The organism is Pontibacter coccineus (assembly GCF_030546575.1).
Lineage (GTDB): Bacteria > Bacteroidota > Bacteroidia > Cytophagales > Hymenobacteraceae > Pontibacter > Pontibacter coccineus.
Window position 1 is genome coordinate 263,832 of sequence record NZ_JAUOTN010000003.1, and the last position, 15,901, is coordinate 279,732.

At 51.1% G+C, this 15,901-nt stretch carries 15 protein-coding genes; 5 read left to right on the forward strand and 10 right to left on the reverse strand.

The window, feature by feature from the left end; translation table 11 throughout:
- Positions 1 to 24: 24 nt before the first annotated feature.
- Positions 25 to 2,316 (forward strand): GH92 family glycosyl hydrolase, encoded by a 2,292-nt coding sequence (locus tag Q4E40_RS08330; protein ID WP_303411361.1) that lies wholly within the window; start codon positions 25 to 27, stop codon positions 2,314 to 2,316.
- A 148-nt stretch (positions 2,317 to 2,464) separates the two neighbouring features.
- Here the strand turns inward: Q4E40_RS08330 and xrtN are convergent, their stop codons facing one another.
- The 5 genes from xrtN to Q4E40_RS08355 form a co-directional block, all read right to left on the reverse strand.
- On the reverse strand, positions 2,465 to 3,802 hold the full coding sequence (xrtN, locus tag Q4E40_RS08335; protein WP_303411362.1) for an exosortase N: 1,338 nt from the start codon (positions 3,800 to 3,802) through the stop codon (positions 2,465 to 2,467).
- Positions 3,799 to 6,312 carry an XrtN system VIT domain-containing protein gene (locus tag Q4E40_RS08340; RefSeq protein WP_303411363.1) on the reverse strand — a complete coding sequence of 838 codons (2,514 nt, stop codon included), beginning with the start codon at positions 6,310 to 6,312 and terminating at the stop codon, positions 3,799 to 3,801. The genes xrtN and Q4E40_RS08340 overlap by 4 nt, the downstream gene beginning before the upstream one ends.
- A 37-nt stretch (positions 6,313 to 6,349) precedes the next feature.
- Positions 6,350 to 6,598 carry a winged helix-turn-helix domain-containing protein gene (locus Q4E40_RS08345; protein ID WP_425475172.1) on the reverse strand — a complete coding sequence of 83 codons (249 nt, stop codon included), beginning with the start codon at positions 6,596 to 6,598 and terminating at the stop codon, positions 6,350 to 6,352.
- Between the two features lie 65 nt (positions 6,599 to 6,663).
- The gene (locus Q4E40_RS08350) at positions 6,664 to 7,287 is read right to left on the reverse strand and encodes a hypothetical protein (protein WP_303411366.1); all 624 of its coding nucleotides are present in this window, start codon (positions 7,285 to 7,287) and stop codon (positions 6,664 to 6,666) included.
- Positions 7,288 to 7,445: 158 nt separating this feature from the next.
- Positions 7,446 to 7,790 carry a hypothetical protein gene (locus Q4E40_RS08355; protein WP_303411367.1) on the reverse strand — a complete coding sequence of 115 codons (345 nt, stop codon included), beginning with the start codon at positions 7,788 to 7,790 and terminating at the stop codon, positions 7,446 to 7,448.
- Between the two features lie 381 nt (positions 7,791 to 8,171).
- Between Q4E40_RS08355 and Q4E40_RS08360 the strand changes: the two genes are divergently transcribed.
- A complete protein-coding gene (locus tag Q4E40_RS08360) occupies positions 8,172 to 8,360 on the forward strand; it encodes a hypothetical protein (protein WP_303411368.1) in 189 nt (62 codons plus the stop codon).
- Between the two features lie 168 nt (positions 8,361 to 8,528).
- Here Q4E40_RS08360 and Q4E40_RS08365 read toward each other — a convergent pair whose 3' ends face one another.
- The 4 genes from Q4E40_RS08365 to Q4E40_RS08380 all read right to left on the reverse strand — a co-directional run bounded on the left by Q4E40_RS08365 (position 8,529) and on the right by Q4E40_RS08380 (position 10,396).
- Positions 8,529 to 9,137, reverse strand: coding sequence for a TetR/AcrR family transcriptional regulator (locus tag Q4E40_RS08365; RefSeq protein ID WP_303411370.1), 609 nt, complete (start codon positions 9,135 to 9,137; stop codon positions 8,529 to 8,531).
- A gap of 196 nt (positions 9,138 to 9,333) precedes the next feature.
- Positions 9,334 to 9,789, reverse strand: coding sequence for a cold-shock protein (locus Q4E40_RS08370; RefSeq protein WP_303411372.1), 456 nt, complete (start codon positions 9,787 to 9,789; stop codon positions 9,334 to 9,336).
- 50 nt (positions 9,790 to 9,839) lie between these two features.
- Positions 9,840 to 10,067: a hypothetical protein gene (locus Q4E40_RS08375; RefSeq protein WP_188502380.1), complete on the reverse strand. Its 228-nt coding sequence runs from the start codon at positions 10,065 to 10,067 to the stop codon at positions 9,840 to 9,842.
- A gap of 137 nt (positions 10,068 to 10,204) precedes the next feature.
- Positions 10,205 to 10,396, reverse strand: coding sequence for a cold-shock protein (locus Q4E40_RS08380; protein ID WP_188502381.1), 192 nt, complete (start codon positions 10,394 to 10,396; stop codon positions 10,205 to 10,207).
- A 587-nt stretch (positions 10,397 to 10,983) separates the two neighbouring features.
- Between Q4E40_RS08380 and Q4E40_RS08385 the strand changes: the two genes are divergently transcribed.
- Positions 10,984 to 11,802, forward strand: a complete 819-nt coding sequence (locus tag Q4E40_RS08385; RefSeq protein WP_303411375.1) for a prephenate dehydratase — start codon at positions 10,984 to 10,986, stop codon at positions 11,800 to 11,802.
- Positions 11,803 to 11,896: 94 nt separating this feature from the next.
- Positions 11,897 to 12,949, forward strand: a complete 1,053-nt coding sequence (locus tag Q4E40_RS08390; protein ID WP_303411376.1) for a bifunctional 3-deoxy-7-phosphoheptulonate synthase/chorismate mutase type II — start codon at positions 11,897 to 11,899, stop codon at positions 12,947 to 12,949.
- A gap of 73 nt (positions 12,950 to 13,022) precedes the next feature.
- Here Q4E40_RS08390 and Q4E40_RS08395 read toward each other — a convergent pair whose 3' ends face one another.
- A complete protein-coding gene (locus tag Q4E40_RS08395) occupies positions 13,023 to 14,567 on the reverse strand; it encodes a hypothetical protein (RefSeq protein WP_303411378.1) in 1,545 nt (514 codons plus the stop codon).
- Positions 14,568 to 14,734: 167 nt separating this feature from the next.
- Between Q4E40_RS08395 and Q4E40_RS08400 the strand changes: the two genes are divergently transcribed.
- Positions 14,735 to 15,901 carry a 2-isopropylmalate synthase gene (locus tag Q4E40_RS08400; protein WP_303411380.1) on the forward strand — a complete coding sequence of 389 codons (1,167 nt, stop codon included), beginning with the start codon at positions 14,735 to 14,737 and terminating at the stop codon, positions 15,899 to 15,901.

Consider the following 15,901-nt stretch of genomic DNA (forward strand, 5'->3'; position numbering starts at 1 on the left):
CCGATGAAAATTAATGCGTTGCGTATGAGATTTGTTTATTGCTTCCTTGTACTTCTTGCCTTAAGCGTTTCTGCCAAGGCACAGAATCATCTTGTAGAAAAAGTAGAGCACCCGGTCGATTGGGTGAATCCGTTGATGGGAACCGACTCGAAGCGCGAATTATCGAACGGAAACGTGTACCCTGTCATTGCCCGCCCCTGGGGCATGAACTTCTGGACCCCGCAGACGGGTAAGATGGGCGACGGCTGGATCTACATGTACAGCGCCGACAAGATCCGGGGCTTTAAACAAACGCACCAGCCCTCTCCCTGGATGAACGACTACGGTCAGTTTGCCATCATGCCGATTACCGGCAAGCTAAGGGTGCGCGAAGATGAACGCGCCAGCTGGTTTTCGCACAAAGCCGAAATCGTGAAACCCTATTACTACAGCGTATACCTGGCCGACCACGACGTAACCACAGAATTTACCCCTACTACCCGGGCGGCTTTCTTCCGCTTCACTTTCCCTGAGGCCGAGCAGGCCCACATCATACTGGATGCGCTGGATATGGGATCCCATGTGAAAATTCTTCCGAAGGAAAGAAAGATCGTGGGTTATACCACCAAGAACAGCGGGGGCGTGCCGGACAACTTCCGGAATTACTTTGTGATTGAATTCGATAAGGATTTCGAGGCAGCGCATACCTTCAGCAACTATGAGCTTTCCGATAAGCCGGAGGTAGAGGCAAACCATGTAGGGGCAGCCATCTCTTTCAAAACTAAAAAAGGGGAAGTGGTGCACGCCAAAGTGGCCTCCTCATTTATCAGTCCTGAACAGGCACTCCTGAACCTGCAGGAGCTGGGAAATAGGAACTTTGATGCTGTAAAAGCAGACGGAAGAGCGGAGTGGGACAAGGAGCTGGGGCGGATAAAAGTGGCCGGCGGTACCTACGACCAGACCAAAACCTTTTACTCGAGCTTATACCGCAGCCTGCTTTTCCCGAGGAAGTTCTATGAGATCGACAAAGACAATAAAGTCGTGCATTACAGTCCTTATAACGGGAAAGTGTTGCCCGGCTACATGTTCACCGATACAGGCTTCTGGGATACCTTCCGTTCGCTTTTCCCTTTCCTGAACCTGATGTACCCCGAACTGAACGCCCAAATGCAGGAGGGCCTTGTAAACGCCTATAAGGAGAGCGGCTGGCTTCCGGAATGGGCAAGCCCCGGCCTGCGAAACGTGATGGTGGGCAACAACTCTGCCTCTGTGGTGTCAGATGCCTACCTCAAGCTCGGAAAAAATCACAGGTATGACATTGAAACACTCTGGGATGCCCTGATGAATGGGGCCAACAACGCGGGCCCGTTGACTGCAGTAGGGCGTGCCGGCGCAACGTATTACAACGAACTGGGCTACGTGCCTTACGATGTGGGGATCAATGAGAATGCTGCCCGTACCCTGGAGTATGCCTATGATGATTTTGCTATTTACCAGCTGGCAAAAGCCCTGAAAAAGCCGGCTGATGTGGTGGAACTGTATAAGCAACGCAGCCTGAATTACAAGCACCTGTACGACCCGGAGCACAAGCTGATGCGCGGGAAGAACAAGAACGGGGAGTTCCAATCGCCGTTCAACCCGTTTAAATGGGGAGACGCTTTCACGGAAGGCAACAGCTGGCACTACTCATGGTCAGTGTTTCACGATACGCAGGGGCTTATTGACCTGATGGGAGGGAACGGGGAATTCGTGGCCCAGTTGGACAAGGTGTTCAGCCTTCCGCCTGTTTTCGAGGAAAGCTATTACGGCCAGGTCATCCACGAGATCCGTGAAATGCAGATCGCCAACATGGGCCAGTACGCGCACGGTAACCAGCCCATTCAGCACATGATCTACCTGTACAACTACGCCGGAGAACCCTGGAAAGCGCAGTATTGGGTGCGCGAAACAATGGACCGGATGTACAAACCTACACCGGACGGCTACTGCGGCGACGAAGACAACGGGCAGACCTCCGCCTGGTATGTGTTCTCCGCGATGGGATTCTATCCGGTAACGCCTGCCACAGATCAGTATGTGCTGGGTGCGCCGCTTTTCCAGAAGATCACAGTAGAACTCTCGAATGGCAAGCAGATCGTTATCAATGCACCCAAGAATAGCTCTGAAAACAGGTATGTCGAAAGCCTGCGCGTGAATGGCAAGGCGCATACCCGTAACTGGTTGAGCCATTCGGATTTGATGAAAGGGGCAAAGCTGAACTTTAAGATGACTGACAAGCCCAATGAGAGCCGTGGTACTTCTAAAGCAGATGCGCCTTATTCTTTGTCTAACGAATAGCTTACCGGTAGTTTTCCTGTTGCCGACCTTTTCCAGGTGCTCCTGATGCCTCTCGGGATCAGGAGGCGCAATAGGAGGCCCACTCTCTGTTGATAACGATACCAAATAGCAAAGCCCATCAATCGCTGATTGATGGGCTTTGTGCTTGCTAATGCTTTGCATACCGCTTGCCTGCTGCCTGCTCCATTACAACCTGCGCCGCTTGAGCCAACTCCTCCTGATGGGCTACGGTTACGTTTACCAGTCGGAAACCTGCTTCGCCTTTCAACATGCGCCAGCGCCAGTCCCACTGTTCAATGGTCTGGTGCTGGCCATTGTCCATCCACCAGGCGGTGTAAAGCTTCTCGTTCCCCTTCTCCAGTTCACCGACATAGATGGTTCGGCTGCCCACCTGCCGCTGCTGTACCCGCCTGAATTTGTAGCCGCTGCCCTCCCAGCAAATGAGGGGATGGTGCTCAGTGGAGTAGAATGCCTGCACAGGCTTCAGGTATACCAATGTTTCCTGATTGCTGTATTGGGTCACCCCGTTGGGCATCAGCTGACTTTCGAAGCCGGCCAATTGCGGAGTCACCGCCATAGCTTTTGATTTGTTCTCACCTTTTATACCTGCCCCAGTCCCGACCAGCATCAGAAGCATCAGGTAGTTCAGCAATAAAGAACCCCGCAGGCTGACCGTAGGCTGTACCTCTTTGGTTGGAATGGCTTTCCCGAAACGGCGGTGCAGGAATTGTGCAACCAGGTAAAAGGGGACCAGTGCGTATAGAGCAAGGCAGAGGAGGCCGAGTACGTCATGCATCGGGTTGTCGGGAAGCACCTTGAACCAGACAAGCAGCAGAATACGCAGCAGGTTCGAGACCAGATTGAGTAGTAGCATCAAGCCCAGCAGTGCCCCTAACAACCAGAGTGGCCAAACCAGTTGTTTGCTGTGCTGCAGGCGGGCCAGCAGAAACACCGCCAGAATGAAGGTCAGCGACAGCATGGAAAGTCCTGCGCAAGCCGGATCCACAGCAAACTCCTCCCCATTGACCAGTATCAGATTGCCGGCCGCCTCTGCTTCTGTGCCCATGGCCTGCAGCGCGGCAACGGCCCAACTGGTCAGTTGCAGACGCAGCGGGAAACTGACGATGTTGGCCACATACTGGAAAATAGGGGAGGCCACCAGCACCAACAGCAAAGGGTAGAGCGAGATACGGCCATACAGGAGTTGTGCTCCGCACCAAATGGTGAGCAAAAAACCAAAGAAGTAAAAAGTGCTGTTTTGCAGGATGCAGGCCAGTATAACCAAGGCGGCACCAATAAGCAGCAGCCAAGGCGACAGCGATCTCTCGGGCCGGCCCTGGGCAATCAATGGCACCAGCAAAAGCGCAAGCAACCACTGGCCGTTCCAAAGCAGGTAATCTTTCAGGTAAAATCCTCCGATGGCAAGGTATAGCCCGAGCACTCCCAGTATCAGGAGTAGGTCGGCGCGTGAAGCTGTTATTTTCATCGCAGGAAATAGGGCTTCAGTGTCACAAAGGCAACCGCTAAAAGGGCAATAATGATCAGAGCCCATTCTTCCGGCTCTGGCACCGCACCTGAGGCGTTCATGCTGGCATTGCCGAGGCTATCCTTGCTTTTCTGTATATCGAAGCGTTCATAATCCGCCTGTGTTTCCAATACAATCAGGCTGGAGACCGGACTCACAATGTTGGCCTGGGCTGCTTCCTGGATCAGCTCGTCTTCTATGTCGCCCTGGCAGAAGTAACGGGGACCGATCTGTTGCAGGATGTGGTTGTAGGCGAAGAGGCGCAGCAGGTGGTCGGGCGCGCTGCCGCCGGTGCCGCTGGCGGCTTTGGCTATACCTATACCTGAAGTGCCCAATCGGACAACGTCTTTTTCAGGTGTTACCCGGATAAACTGCTGCTGCTGAAGGAGCCCTGCCATTTGCTCTACATCCCCCTGCATGGCGGCGATCACCCGGAGTTCTTTCAAACCTCTCAGGTATGGGGAGAGCTGCTCCCCCAAGGTATAGACCCGGATAGGGCCTTGCAATGGCAGCTTTTCAGTCATCTCTTCTGCAAAGCCCGTGTTCTTTAAGTCACTGAGGTTAGGAGAGTTGCCGCTGCTCTTGCTGATGACGAGTGCCTGCTCAGTATCTTTTATCTTGTGCAGCGGAAACAGCGAGTACTGTTGCTGCGTCAGGTGGCTGAACACCTGTGCTTTGTTCGCTGTCGTTAGCTTTCGCATCCGGTCCTGCCATACGTATACCTGCCTGTCTTTTATCAAGTCCCATACCTGATCCAACTCCCGGGCTGACCAACTGGCATTGATGTCAAGGTATACCTGCGTGGGAGTGAAGGCCTCCAACTGCTGAGGCAGCTCCTGCAGCTGGTAGCTGCTGCCGCCAAAAGTGAAGCTGTCACTTGCTAGTTTAGTTACCGGCAGGCGCAGACTCCAGTCCTGTTGGTAGCTGCTCTGTCGTTTGTAGGCACCAAGTTTCGTCTCTTTATACCCAGCTGGGAGGTGGAGCGGCAGCGCTTCGCCTTCCACATAGACCATGGAAGTTTCGGTGGCACCTGCTGCAGATGGGCCTGTGAAGTACACATTGTCATAAACCAGTTCCTGACCATCCTGCCGCAAGGGGGAGGTCACGCCGATCTTGAATTGCCGGTTCTCGTCAGGCGTGCAGGGGAAGACACGAACAGACACCCTGTTCCCTTCCTGCCAGTGTATGACCGATGGGTCCCGACGCTCCCTGCCGACAATGGTGTTATAGGCCGTCTGTGCCTTGCCCTTGGTGGTGAGGTAGCCCTTTTCTTCACGGCCTTCTATCCACAGCGAGAGTGACGATACCACGCTTCCCTCCGGCAAAAAGAAGGTATAGATGGCCTCCTGTTGGTTCCAGCTGTTGGGCATGCTGTTGTGGATGCTGAGCACCTTCTCGGTATAGGCAAGCCGGTGAGCAGGGTGAATCCTGACCTGCGACACCACACTGACCGTGCTCAGGTTATTGCCAGACCAGAGCCGCTGCTCTGCCTGGTGCCGGGCATTGTACATGCTTTCTAGAATTTTGATTTTCTCCTGCCGGTCTACATTCGGCCTGCCCAGCAGAAAGAGCGAAAGGATCACAAGCGGATCGTGTCGTTTGATTTCGCTAAAGCTGCCTTCAGGCAACTCCCACATGCTGAACTCCTCTGCCGGAGCCTGGTAGACCAGATCCGTTTTCATGATTCGCTCCGTGATGTAGTCGGCGGGCAGCTGCTGGCTCAGGCTTACCCAGCGCGGCAGCGTGTCATTCTCTTTTATGACTTCTTCGTTTGCCAGAAAGTTGATCTGCTGGTTGCGCTGGTGCCACTGTACCAGAAAGAAAGCGGCGAAGACTACCGGAAAGGCCGCACCCGCCAGAAAGCTACGCCCATACTGCTGGTCAGCGGCTATTGCTTTTTTTACTGCGAAAGCCAAGCAGAGCACCACCCACAAGGGCACGAAGGTATGCAGCGAAAGGCCCAGCACGAATGAAAGCAGGAAACTGGGCGCGTAGAGCGGGAACAGGTAGAGCGCGTAGTATACCCAAAGCACAGCACCTATACCTAGCAAAAAGAGCAGCACCTGGTTTGCAAGGCGGGGCAGAAGGGAATGGTAACTATACGCGATCAGCGCGATACAGAACATACAGACCAGTGCCTCCAGCCACGGAACCGAGTCCTGAAAAATGCTCATCTGGCGGTTGAGCGAATAGCAGCTGATAATGGCCAACACTAGCAGGGGATAAAGGTGCTCCAGCTCCTGAAAAGGTTTTTTGAGGCTATACCTGCCATCCAAAAGCAATAGTACAAAATAGAGGATTGCCAGGCCGTAGTTAACCCAAAAGATAGCAAAGGCCGCCCCGTCTCTCGCCGCAATTCCCCACTCGGGCAGCAGGAAGATCAGAAAGGAAAAGAGCGTCAGACCGGTGCCCACCTGTAGGAGGGAAAGCTCGTTTTGAGTACGTTTTCTGGTGATAAGTTTTGTGTTCATAAAGTACTTTGTTTTTCAAAGTGAAACAATAAAAAAATTAGTCGTCTTTTCTGTTGTCCAGAATCAACTGTTCAAGCGCATCCAAGTGATTGGTGAAAGCCTCTCGGCCCAAGTCAGTGGCATGATACGTTGTATTGGGTTTGCGCCCGACAAATTGTTTTTCTACCCTGAGGTACTGCGCCTCCTCCAGCGCACGCAGGTGGCTGGCCAGGTTTCCGTCTGTCAGTTGCAGGGTTTCTTTCAGGGTGCTGAAATCCACGCTGTCCTCCACCATCAGCACAGACATAATCCCGAGCCGGGCTCTGCTTTCAAAAGCTTTGTTGATATTTTCCAGATACGCTCTCACGCTGACTACCTTTCGTATTTGTAGTACATGAGTGTGCCATACACGATGTGCAGCACACCAAACCCGATTGCCCAGGAGAGTAGACCATAGCCAATGAACACAGCGGCGAACAAGCCAAGAATAACCTCACTTATACCCAGGTAGCGTATGTCGCTGAGCGTATACTTGCTTCCGTTTACCAAAGCCAAACCGTAGAAAACCAGCATGGCAGGAGCCACCAGGTAGATGATGCCATGATAAATCAACACGGCGCAAAACAAGCCCCCTACTGCTAAAGGTATAGCTAGGTTGATGAGCAGTCGCCGTGATTTGCTGTCCCACATGCGTTGTCTGTTTTTGCTGGCCTTGCGATAAGTAAAGTACAGCGCCGACCCAATGGCGAGTACAAAAACCAGCGCCGCCACTGTGAACAGGAAGACAATCGTGTCCCAGTTTAGGTTAATCGTGTAGGTATCGCGGTACACAATGTTGTGCTCACTCAGGTGCCACTTCACCAGCCCAGCGCCTGCTAGTGCAAATAGTCCGGCAAATATTCCCGATAGTCCGCTCAGCGAAATAAAGCGGGATGAGCGATCCATGATGCTGCGGATCTCTTGCAGAGTGGCGAGTTGGTCTTGCTGCTGGTTCATGTTAAAGTACTTTGTGTTTCAAAGTTACTATTGCAGTACGTAAATCCAAGAGAGAAAGTATATATTTTTTTAAATGTTAAAGCTGGTGGAGGCAAACAGCAGCAGGAAACAATCTTAAAACACCGGATACGCTCCTCACGCTTTGGCTTGTACCGTATTTATTTTGTAACTCCCAAACCGGCTTCTGCCACCGCTGGCTTTCCGATGGAAGCCTTGTACACGATGTACCCTTCCTGTTCCAGTCCATCCAGCATGGTTCTTTTGAGCTTGGTAGGATAGCCATCGCGGTTGTAGGTATAGTGGCAGGTATAGGAGAGGTCTTTTCTGATGTTGCCGTCCCGGTCGCGCACCGTATACCTGGTGATGTTATGATTGCGGTAAGGCAGCTCCAGCGGCATGAACCGGGCTTCGAGGGGAAGGCTCCGCAGATAGCCGGGCTTGTCGTCGTACTCCAGTTCGATGGTGAGGTAGGGTGCAGGAGCGGCGGGGGCAAAGTGCTCCATTTTTTGCAGTTTACCTAGCTTGTAGGTGTACTTCACCTGCTTGTATAAATAGCGCGGATCGTCTTTTGCTATATTTAAATTGTACGCAGATTCAATCTCATAATAATAGTTTGTCTCAGTTAATTGATCATCGGAATTATACCGATGCATGAGATTATATCTGTTATTATTCCTTATATAACCGTCTTGGTGGTTTTTTGCCGAGTAAAGAAAATAGGTTTCACGCGCTAAAAGCCTTGTTTCATCAGATCTGATAAGCCATTCCCTCTTGCTGAGAACAGAGTCGCTTCTATCCCAGCCAATAGTACCAGCATCGGGCTCCCAATCTATTTGAAAAATTTTATCCTTATGTAAATTATCCGGCTCCTTGAAGTGTTCATCATGGTATCGATAAGTTACCGCTTCATAATAATTGGGGCGGGTGGTCGTCACGCTGTAAACCCTGCCCTGATCGTATTGGAACTCATGGGTTGTGCTGCCGATCACCGCCTTTTTGGGGTAAAGCTGCTTGATTTCTTCTTCGCCTTTGGAGCAGGCGGCCAGCATGGCCAGAAGGGGGAGGAGGAGTAAAGTTCTTGCTCTCATGATTTGTCAGTTTAGTGAGATTGGGAAAAACTTTACTAAATATAGTTATATTTTAATTTAAAGCAATGAAAATGTGCTGTTGCTCAGTTGTTTAGTTTGTCGGTTAAGGTATAGCAGTAAGTTTTGTCGGTGCTGATCGAAGCTGGCTATGACTTATTTCTTCTCCAGCAGACCGTGGAAAATCAGATTAGCCAAGCCCTCGTACACGGCCGAAGGTGTATAATCGATATCCTTCATCAGTTCTGGTGGCACCTGGCTGATAAACTCCGGGTCCAGGATTTTCTCCAGCGCACTGGCGTACAACAGCACTGCCAATGAGATATTGGCGTCTTTTCGGATATACCCCTTCTGGCTGCCCTCTTCCAGCAGCGTTCGGAATCGCTTAAAAGCGGCTTCGGTGCGGTACTGCTGCAGCAGTTGCCAGGTCTTGGGAGTGTGCTTCCTGATGTCGGTGAGCAGTTGCCCATTGATGCGGGCGAAGCGCTGCCCAACGGTCCGGAAGACCTCTTCTGCCTTGCGGGTGAAATCAGCTTCTTCCTGCTGGAGCAGGTTTTCCACTTCCCGCTGCAAGGCTTCCAGGTAATGCTTGATCACAGCATGGAGCAATTCCTCTTTTCCTCTAAAGTACTGGTATAGCGTTTTTTTGCTCATACCCAGCTGCTTGGCCAGGTCAGCCATTAATACTTTGCTGTAACCTTGGTTGAAAAACTGTTGTTGAGCCTCTTGCAAAATCAAGGCCTTCGGGGTGTTTGTCGTTTCCATATAAGTAGGGTGCGTTTCATCATCACCGGTCCGGCCGCAAAGGTACGAGCAGCTATGACCAGAAAGCTTATACGACAAAAAAATCTCCTGCAGTCAGTATTATTACTGACATTAGCAGGAGATTTTAGATTTATAATCACCTAAGTTAGACTGGAAGGCTCAGAGCTGTGGTTTCAAGCTTTTGAACCAGAGGGGATTACGCCAGTTTAACGTTTACAGCATTCAATCCTTTAGGGCCTTTCTCGACCTCAAAAGTTACACGATCATTTTCCTTGATCGCATTTACCAGAGCATTCTGGTGAACAAAGACACGCTCCTGGGTCACATGATCCTGGATAAAGCCGTAGCCTTTCGAATCATTGAAAAAAGAAACGGTTCCTTTTCGGATCAGGTCAGCCGGGTCGATTTCAGCCTGCTTGGCCACACCGATCTGAATGTCTTCCTGCTTAATGTCTTTTCTCTTCTTCGTTGGGTCTGGCGGCGTGTCGGTAATATTGCCGTCTTCGTCTACATAGGCCAGCATTTCATCTAAGCCTTTGCCTTTGTCAGAGTTGGCGATGCGATCTTCTTTCTTCGCTTCTTTGTCTTGACGCTTCTTAAGTCTTTTCTTCTCTTTTTCTTTTTTACTGAAGGTTTCTTGTGATCTACCCATATTGCTGTTAAATGATCTATATATTTACGGTAAGCGGGGGTTCAGGTTTGTTAGTACCTGAACAGGAAATTTGTGCCATTGCGAATCCACTTTTCAAAAAATGAATTGTCGTTATACTCGCCGGTTACAAGTTCAAAGTCGGGTTGGTCTTTGTTTTTACGAGAGTTCATGAACTTTGGGAGGGAATCCTGATTGTTTGGGGTCCAATCCTGTCCTTTTTGGAGGGCTACGCAGATGTACTCGCGTGTGGTAGTGTCTACCAGGTATCTTCTATTCATCGTAAGGAGGGGTTAGGTGAAACATTGCCAGGGCGGCATTATACAAACGGGGAGTAGTGCAAAAACATGCACATCAAACTTAAAAAAAAGCCTCACCCGCAGGCAAGGCTTTTTTCGAAATGACTTATATTTAAAAACTAAGCACGCTTAACGTTAATCGCGTTTAGTCCTTTTCTGCCTTCCTGCAGTTCAAAAGTCACTTTGTCGTTTTCCTGGATTTCATGTACCAGGCCAGTCACGTGTACAAAGTACTCCTGATCTGTGTTGTCTTCTTTAATAAAACCAAAACCTTTCAGGTCATTAAAGAATTTTACTGTTCCGTTATTCATTCTGTGTTGTTTAATTATATACTAACTACATTATAGCTGGTATATAGGTTCATTTATTTTTTTACAATATACGATAAAAATTTTACAATTGCGAGGCGCAGTCCGTTTTATTATCGCCTCTATATATTCCCTGCGTACAACCGCACCAGGCAAAGTGCGTCAGGGCGCTTTAAAGCAGGATGCCTGGATCAGGAGCGAGAATTAATACTGAAATATATTTTCATAGGTTGATCTTCTCAGATGTCATAAAAATGGAAAATAAATTGGGTTTTCATAAAAAGTCTCTATCTTGGCGACTGAAATGAACAAGCAGCAGACATCTTATACCTTCTTTTTTTACTTTTTTCCTTCACGGGACTAAAGCGGGAAAAGGTATATGTCATCATATAGAGGCCCCGCACCAAGCGGGGCCTTTTTTGTTTTAAATCAGTAATACAAATGCGTCTTACACAGCAGAATTTTTACTACGGCTTTGGTTTTAGCTTTTACTTTTTTGGTAAACGCCCGGGGCTGTATTGATTATACTTTAACCTAAAGTTATCACCAGCGCCCCGGAGTCTTACTTCGGGGCGTTTTTTTTGATCCATATGAAAATAGCAATTCAAGGTATAGCGGGAGCATTCCACGAAGAGGCCGCCCGACTCCGGTTCGGCGACCGGCCCATGGAGATAGTGCCCTGCCTCACTTTTCGGGAACTGGCTGCGGCTGTTGCCACCGGGCTGGCCGACAAGGGCATCATGGCCATCGAGAATACCATTTCGGGCACCATGCAGCCGAACCTGGAACTGATACGGGAGCACCAACTGTGGATCAGCGGCGAAGTGATCATGCGAATCCGCCAGCACCTGGGCGGTGTGCCCGGGTCGTCGCTTCAGAGCATCCGCACGGTACACTCCCACTACATGGCCCTGAACCAATGCCGCCCCTTCTTCGAGGCCTACCCCGATGTGGAACTGATCGAGTCGGAAGACACGGCGCTGAGCATCCGGGACGTAGCCCGAGCCGGCTCCAAAGAGCGGGCAGCTATCGGCAGCGCGCTGGCCATTGCACAAAACGGCCTGATCGTGCTCGGGGAGGGGATTGAAGCAAGTAAGCAGAACTATACCCGCTTTCTGCTGCTGGACAGGCAGCCGCAACAGGTTGCTGCCTGCAACAAGGCCACCCTCAGCCTGGTGCTGCCACCCCACCCGGAGGCTTTCACACAGGCCATGTCACTGCTGCAGGAGAGGCACATACAGGTTTCCAAAATTGAATCGGTGGTTATACCTGACCGGCCCTGGCACTACCGCTATTACCTGGATCTACGCTTCGAGGCAGAAGAGCAGCTGCATGAGCTACAGGCTGCACTCCATACCTTGGCTGAATCGGTCGATCTGCTTGGGAAATACACAGCTTACACACTTTAAGGAAACCATGATGAACAGTTCAACACCACACACCAAAGGCTCAGAAAAGAGCACTATAAAAGATACCATCACAACCGCTCAAACAAAAAGTAACATGACATCAGTAAGCAAACTAAGCTCCCAGGAGCATCCTCTCATCATTGCAGGCCCTTGCAGCGCTGAAACAGAAGAGCAGGTAATGGCAATTGCCCATCAGCTGAAAACAACGGGCACCAGCATTTACAGGGCAGGCATCTGGAAGCCGCGTACACGTCCCGGGATGTTCGAGGGGGTAGGTGCCGAAGGGTTGAAGTGGCTGCAGCGGGTAAAGGAAGAAACAGGTCTGCGGGTGGCAACAGAGGTTGCCAATAAAGACCACGTGAAGGCGTGCCTGAAGCATGGAATCGATGTGCTGTGGATTGGTGCCCGCACCACCGCCAATCCGTTTGCCGTTCAGGAAATTGCGGACGAGCTGCAGGGTGTGGATGTGCCGGTACTGGTAAAGAATCCGGTGAACCCAGACGTAAACCTGTGGCTTGGGGCCATTGAGCGACTGGAGAAAGCAGGCATCAAACAGGTTGGCGCCATACACAGGGGCATCTCGCCGCTGGGCAAGTCCGTGTACCGGAACAACCCGGAGTGGAACATGCCCATGACCCTGAAGGAGCTGCGGCCTGACCTTTTGCTGATCAATGACCCTAGCCATATTGCCGGTAACCGCCAGTTGCTGGCAGGTATAGCCGAGACTGCACTGGCACTCGGCATGGATGGGCTGATGATCGAAACGCACACCAATCCCGATGCTGCCTGGAGTGATGCCGCCCAGCAGATCACGCCACAGGCACTGACAGTGCTATTGGCTAAAATGAAGTCAGCTACCGGTACTGGAACTGTTATGGACACGGCTGATCTGAGTAATATGCGCAGCTCCATCGATTACATTGATGAGCAGTTAATCGACTTGTTGAGCTACAGAATGCAGGTAGCGGCGGAAATTGGTCAGTACAAAAAGCAGCATGGGATGGCCGTGGTACAGGAGGAAAGATGGGCAGAACTGCTGACGAAAAATGTAAGCCAGGCCGCTGGCAGAAACCTGGATGGGGAGTTCGTAACGCAGCTCTTCAACAGCATTCACCGCGAGTCTGTAAACAGGCAGAACCTGGTTTAAAGAGCGCTTGGAGAAGCAGGAGATGCTGCGCCTTGCATCTCTGCTGCTTTCTTTTTAGGTATAATCCAATCTGTTATTTGAGCGTTACGAACTTGCGTTTAATTACCTCCTGCACTGGTATATTTTCAATTTTACTTTCGAGCCAGGAAATAATGTCCAGGTAGAGGAATGGTCTTCGTTCAAACGGATCTGCTGCTATGTGCTCCAGTTTGGTCTTGAGCGAAATAAAGGCGTCCCGTAGCTCGTGCGGTGCAATATCCCCTAGCTTGCGCAGGAACCGGAAAATCTCCACCTGCATCTGCTGCTGGTTGTTCATCTTGCCCAGAAAGTGGTAGACCGACTTGATCTGGTATTCCAGCGCCTCGTCCTCACCGGCCTCGTAGTGGGCGATCAGGTTCAGGATGCGTGCAAAGCACTGCAGGTCTTCCCGCAGGCTCAGGTCCTTGAAGCGGATGATTTTAGTGAGGTACTCGATCGCCTTGTAGTTGTCTCCGCTGCCAAAGTACAGGCTGGCGATCTTGAAGTAAAAGGTCAGCTTGCGGTGCGGGTCGAGCTGCGCCCTAAAATATTCCAGCTTGTCCAGTATATCGGGCACCAGTTCCAGCCCTTCCGTAAACCGGCCCTCCATAAAATGCAGGTTGATCCGGTTTGTCTCAATGTACAGGAACAGGAGCATTTCGGTGTTGGGGCTGATGCGCCTGTTTCCGTCTGCAGAAAAGTCCTCGAGTTGCTGCAGTACCTCTTTAAACTTGCTGTGGTACTGCAAGTTGAACAAGGCGGCCAGCAGGTTGTGGAGGCCTTTGATGTACAATAGTGTTTGCTTCTCCTGTATGGCGGGGCTGTCCTTAAACAGATCCACCCACTTTTGGGCGTACCGGTAGGCCGCTCTGAAATCCTGCACAATGTAGTAGTACCATACATGCGCCTGGTAAAAATGAAGCCTTTCGAAAAAGCCGGCACTGCTTAGCTCGATTTCGGGCAGGTGGGCTTTAAAGTAGGCTGTGATGCGTTCATAATCCTCATCATTCCTGGCGTGGCCGACTTTTATATAGAGGCCATACATGCGAAGTCCCAGGTTGGAAAGCTGGTGGAGCTGCGATATATGGTCCGCGGTGCGCACAGCCTCCTCTGACAAAGCATCGGCCCTCCCGGCCAGGCTCCGGGTAATGTACTGCGACTCGATCATCTTCTCAAAGTCAAGGGCCTCGAGTGCAATGTGATGCATTTCTGCCTGCTGCGCCTGTGCTTTCACCTTTTCCAGCATTTTCAGACTCTGCTGATACAGGCCCCTGTTATAGAGCACACGGGCATAGTCCAGTTGCTCGCGCAGCTGTATGTCCATGTTCTGACTGGCGTGGTAGAGGCGCAGGCTGGAGAGCATGTTTTTGTACAGATTCGCTTTCATGTTGGCGAGCTGCGCTTTCTTGAGAGCCGGCGCCAGTGCCAGCACCTTCTCCTCGTCGTAGGAAGCCAGGTTGTCAAAGGCGTCAAACAGCTGCAGAAATTTTAACCCCTCCGTGGCTCCCTGTCGCTTGGCAAAGAGACGAAAATGCCTCTTCTCAGATTTGGTCAGCGATTTAACCAATTGAAAAACCGGATCAGTGGTTTCGGTAGCCATTGTATTTTAAGGTAAATTAATTTGTTGACTTTCAGATGGTTGTGTTCTAATATGCCAGTCTTGGAAATAGTAGCCTTATCTGGAAATTGTTTTTGGAGATGCCGGTTTTGGCCTTAATTGCCCTCCAAAGTAGAGACTTTTTCAGCAATACAGAAATCAAATTAATTATGTCGGTCCAGAAAATACAAATCTTTGACACCACGCTGCGGGATGGCGAACAAGTGCCCGGCTGTAAGCTGAACATGGATGAGAAGCTCGTGATTGCAAGGCAGTTAGAGCTCCTTGGGGTGGATGTGATCGAAGCTGGCTTCCCAGTTTCGAGTCCCGGAGACTTTGCGGCGGTGAAAGCAATTGCCTCACAAACGAAAGAAATTACCGTCTGCGGCCTTTCCAGGGCAGTGGAGCAGGATATTATAACAGCGGCGGAGGCCCTGAAGCCAGCCCGACGCCCGCGCATCCATACAGGTATAGGCACCTCTGAATCCCACATCGCCCACAAATTGCGCACTACCCAGGATAAAGTGCTGGAGCGTGCAGTGGAGGCCGTGCGACTGGCCAAGAAGTTTGTAGAAGATGTGGAGTTTTATGCCGAAGACGCCGGCAGAACGGATAACGTGTTTCTGGCCAGGGTATGCGAAGCGGCCATCAAAGCAGGTGCCACTGTGCTCAATATACCGGATACGACTGGCTACTGCCTTCCGGATGAGTATGGAGTCAAGATCAAATACCTGGTGGAGCATGTGAAAGGTATAGAAAGAGTAACCCTTTCCACCCACTGCCACAACGATCTGGGACTGGCCACAGCCAACTCCATTGCCGGAGCCATCCATGGCGCACGCCAGATCGAGTGTACCATTAACGGGGTGGGAGAACGTGCCGGAAACACGGCTTTGGAAGAAGTAGTGATGATCATGCGCCAGCACCCTTACCTGAACCTGCAGACCAACATCAACAGCAAGCTGCTTTCGGAGACGTCTGCCATGGTATCGCACATGATGCGCATGCCGGTGCAGCCCAACAAGGCCATCGTGGGAGCCAATGCTTTCTCGCATTCCAGTGGCATTCATCAGGACGGCGTGATCAAGCACCGCGAAACTTATGAGATCATCGACCCGCGTGATGTCGGTGTGCCGGACTCTTCTATCGTGCTGACGGCACGGTCTGGACGCGCTGCACTGGCTTTCCGACTGCAGAAGATCGGGTACAACTTCGACAAAGAAACCCTTGACAGAGCCTATGCCTCTTTCCTGCAGGTGGCAGACCGGGCAAAAGAAGTGCATGACAAGGACCTGCACGTGTTGGTGGAAAAGGAAAACCTGTTAGTGGCAAACTAA

What these genes read in the sequence shown, in the direction of transcription:
- xrtN (WP_303411362.1), bottom strand. Translation starts at nt 3,802, where the DNA reads ATGAAAATAACAGCTTCACGCGCCGACCTACTCCTGATACTGGGAGTG.
- Q4E40_RS08350 (WP_303411366.1), bottom strand. Translation starts at nt 7,287, where the DNA reads ATGAACCAGCAGCAAGACCAACTCGCCACTCTGCAAGAGATCCGCAGC.
- Q4E40_RS08365 (WP_303411370.1), bottom strand. Translation starts at nt 9,137, where the DNA reads ATGGAAACGACAAACACCCCGAAGGCCTTGATTTTGCAAGAGGCTCAA.
- Q4E40_RS08340 (WP_303411363.1), bottom strand. Translation starts at nt 6,312, where the DNA reads ATGAACACAAAACTTATCACCAGAAAACGTACTCAAAACGAGCTTTCC.
- Q4E40_RS08375 (WP_188502380.1), bottom strand. Translation starts at nt 10,067, where the DNA reads ATGAATAGAAGATACCTGGTAGACACTACCACACGCGAGTACATCTGC.
- Q4E40_RS08380 (WP_188502381.1), bottom strand. Translation starts at nt 10,396, where the DNA reads ATGAATAACGGAACAGTAAAATTCTTTAATGACCTGAAAGGTTTTGGT.
- Q4E40_RS08330 (WP_303411361.1), top strand. Translation starts at nt 25, where the DNA reads ATGAGATTTGTTTATTGCTTCCTTGTACTTCTTGCCTTAAGCGTTTCT.
- Q4E40_RS08370 (WP_303411372.1), bottom strand. Translation starts at nt 9,789, where the DNA reads ATGGGTAGATCACAAGAAACCTTCAGTAAAAAAGAAAAAGAGAAGAAA.
- Q4E40_RS08360 (WP_303411368.1), top strand. Translation starts at nt 8,172, where the DNA reads ATGGTATCGATAAGTTACCGCTTCATAATAATTGGGGCGGGTGGTCGT.
- Q4E40_RS08385 (WP_303411375.1), top strand. Translation starts at nt 10,984, where the DNA reads ATGAAAATAGCAATTCAAGGTATAGCGGGAGCATTCCACGAAGAGGCC.
- Q4E40_RS08390 (WP_303411376.1), top strand. Translation starts at nt 11,897, where the DNA reads ATGACATCAGTAAGCAAACTAAGCTCCCAGGAGCATCCTCTCATCATT.
- Q4E40_RS08395 (WP_303411378.1), bottom strand. Translation starts at nt 14,567, where the DNA reads ATGGCTACCGAAACCACTGATCCGGTTTTTCAATTGGTTAAATCGCTG.
- Q4E40_RS08355 (WP_303411367.1), bottom strand. Translation starts at nt 7,790, where the DNA reads ATGGAGCACTTTGCCCCCGCCGCTCCTGCACCCTACCTCACCATCGAA.
- Q4E40_RS08400 (WP_303411380.1), top strand. Translation starts at nt 14,735, where the DNA reads ATGTCGGTCCAGAAAATACAAATCTTTGACACCACGCTGCGGGATGGC.
- Q4E40_RS08345 (WP_425475172.1), bottom strand. Translation starts at nt 6,598, where the DNA reads ATGTCTGTGCTGATGGTGGAGGACAGCGTGGATTTCAGCACCCTGAAA.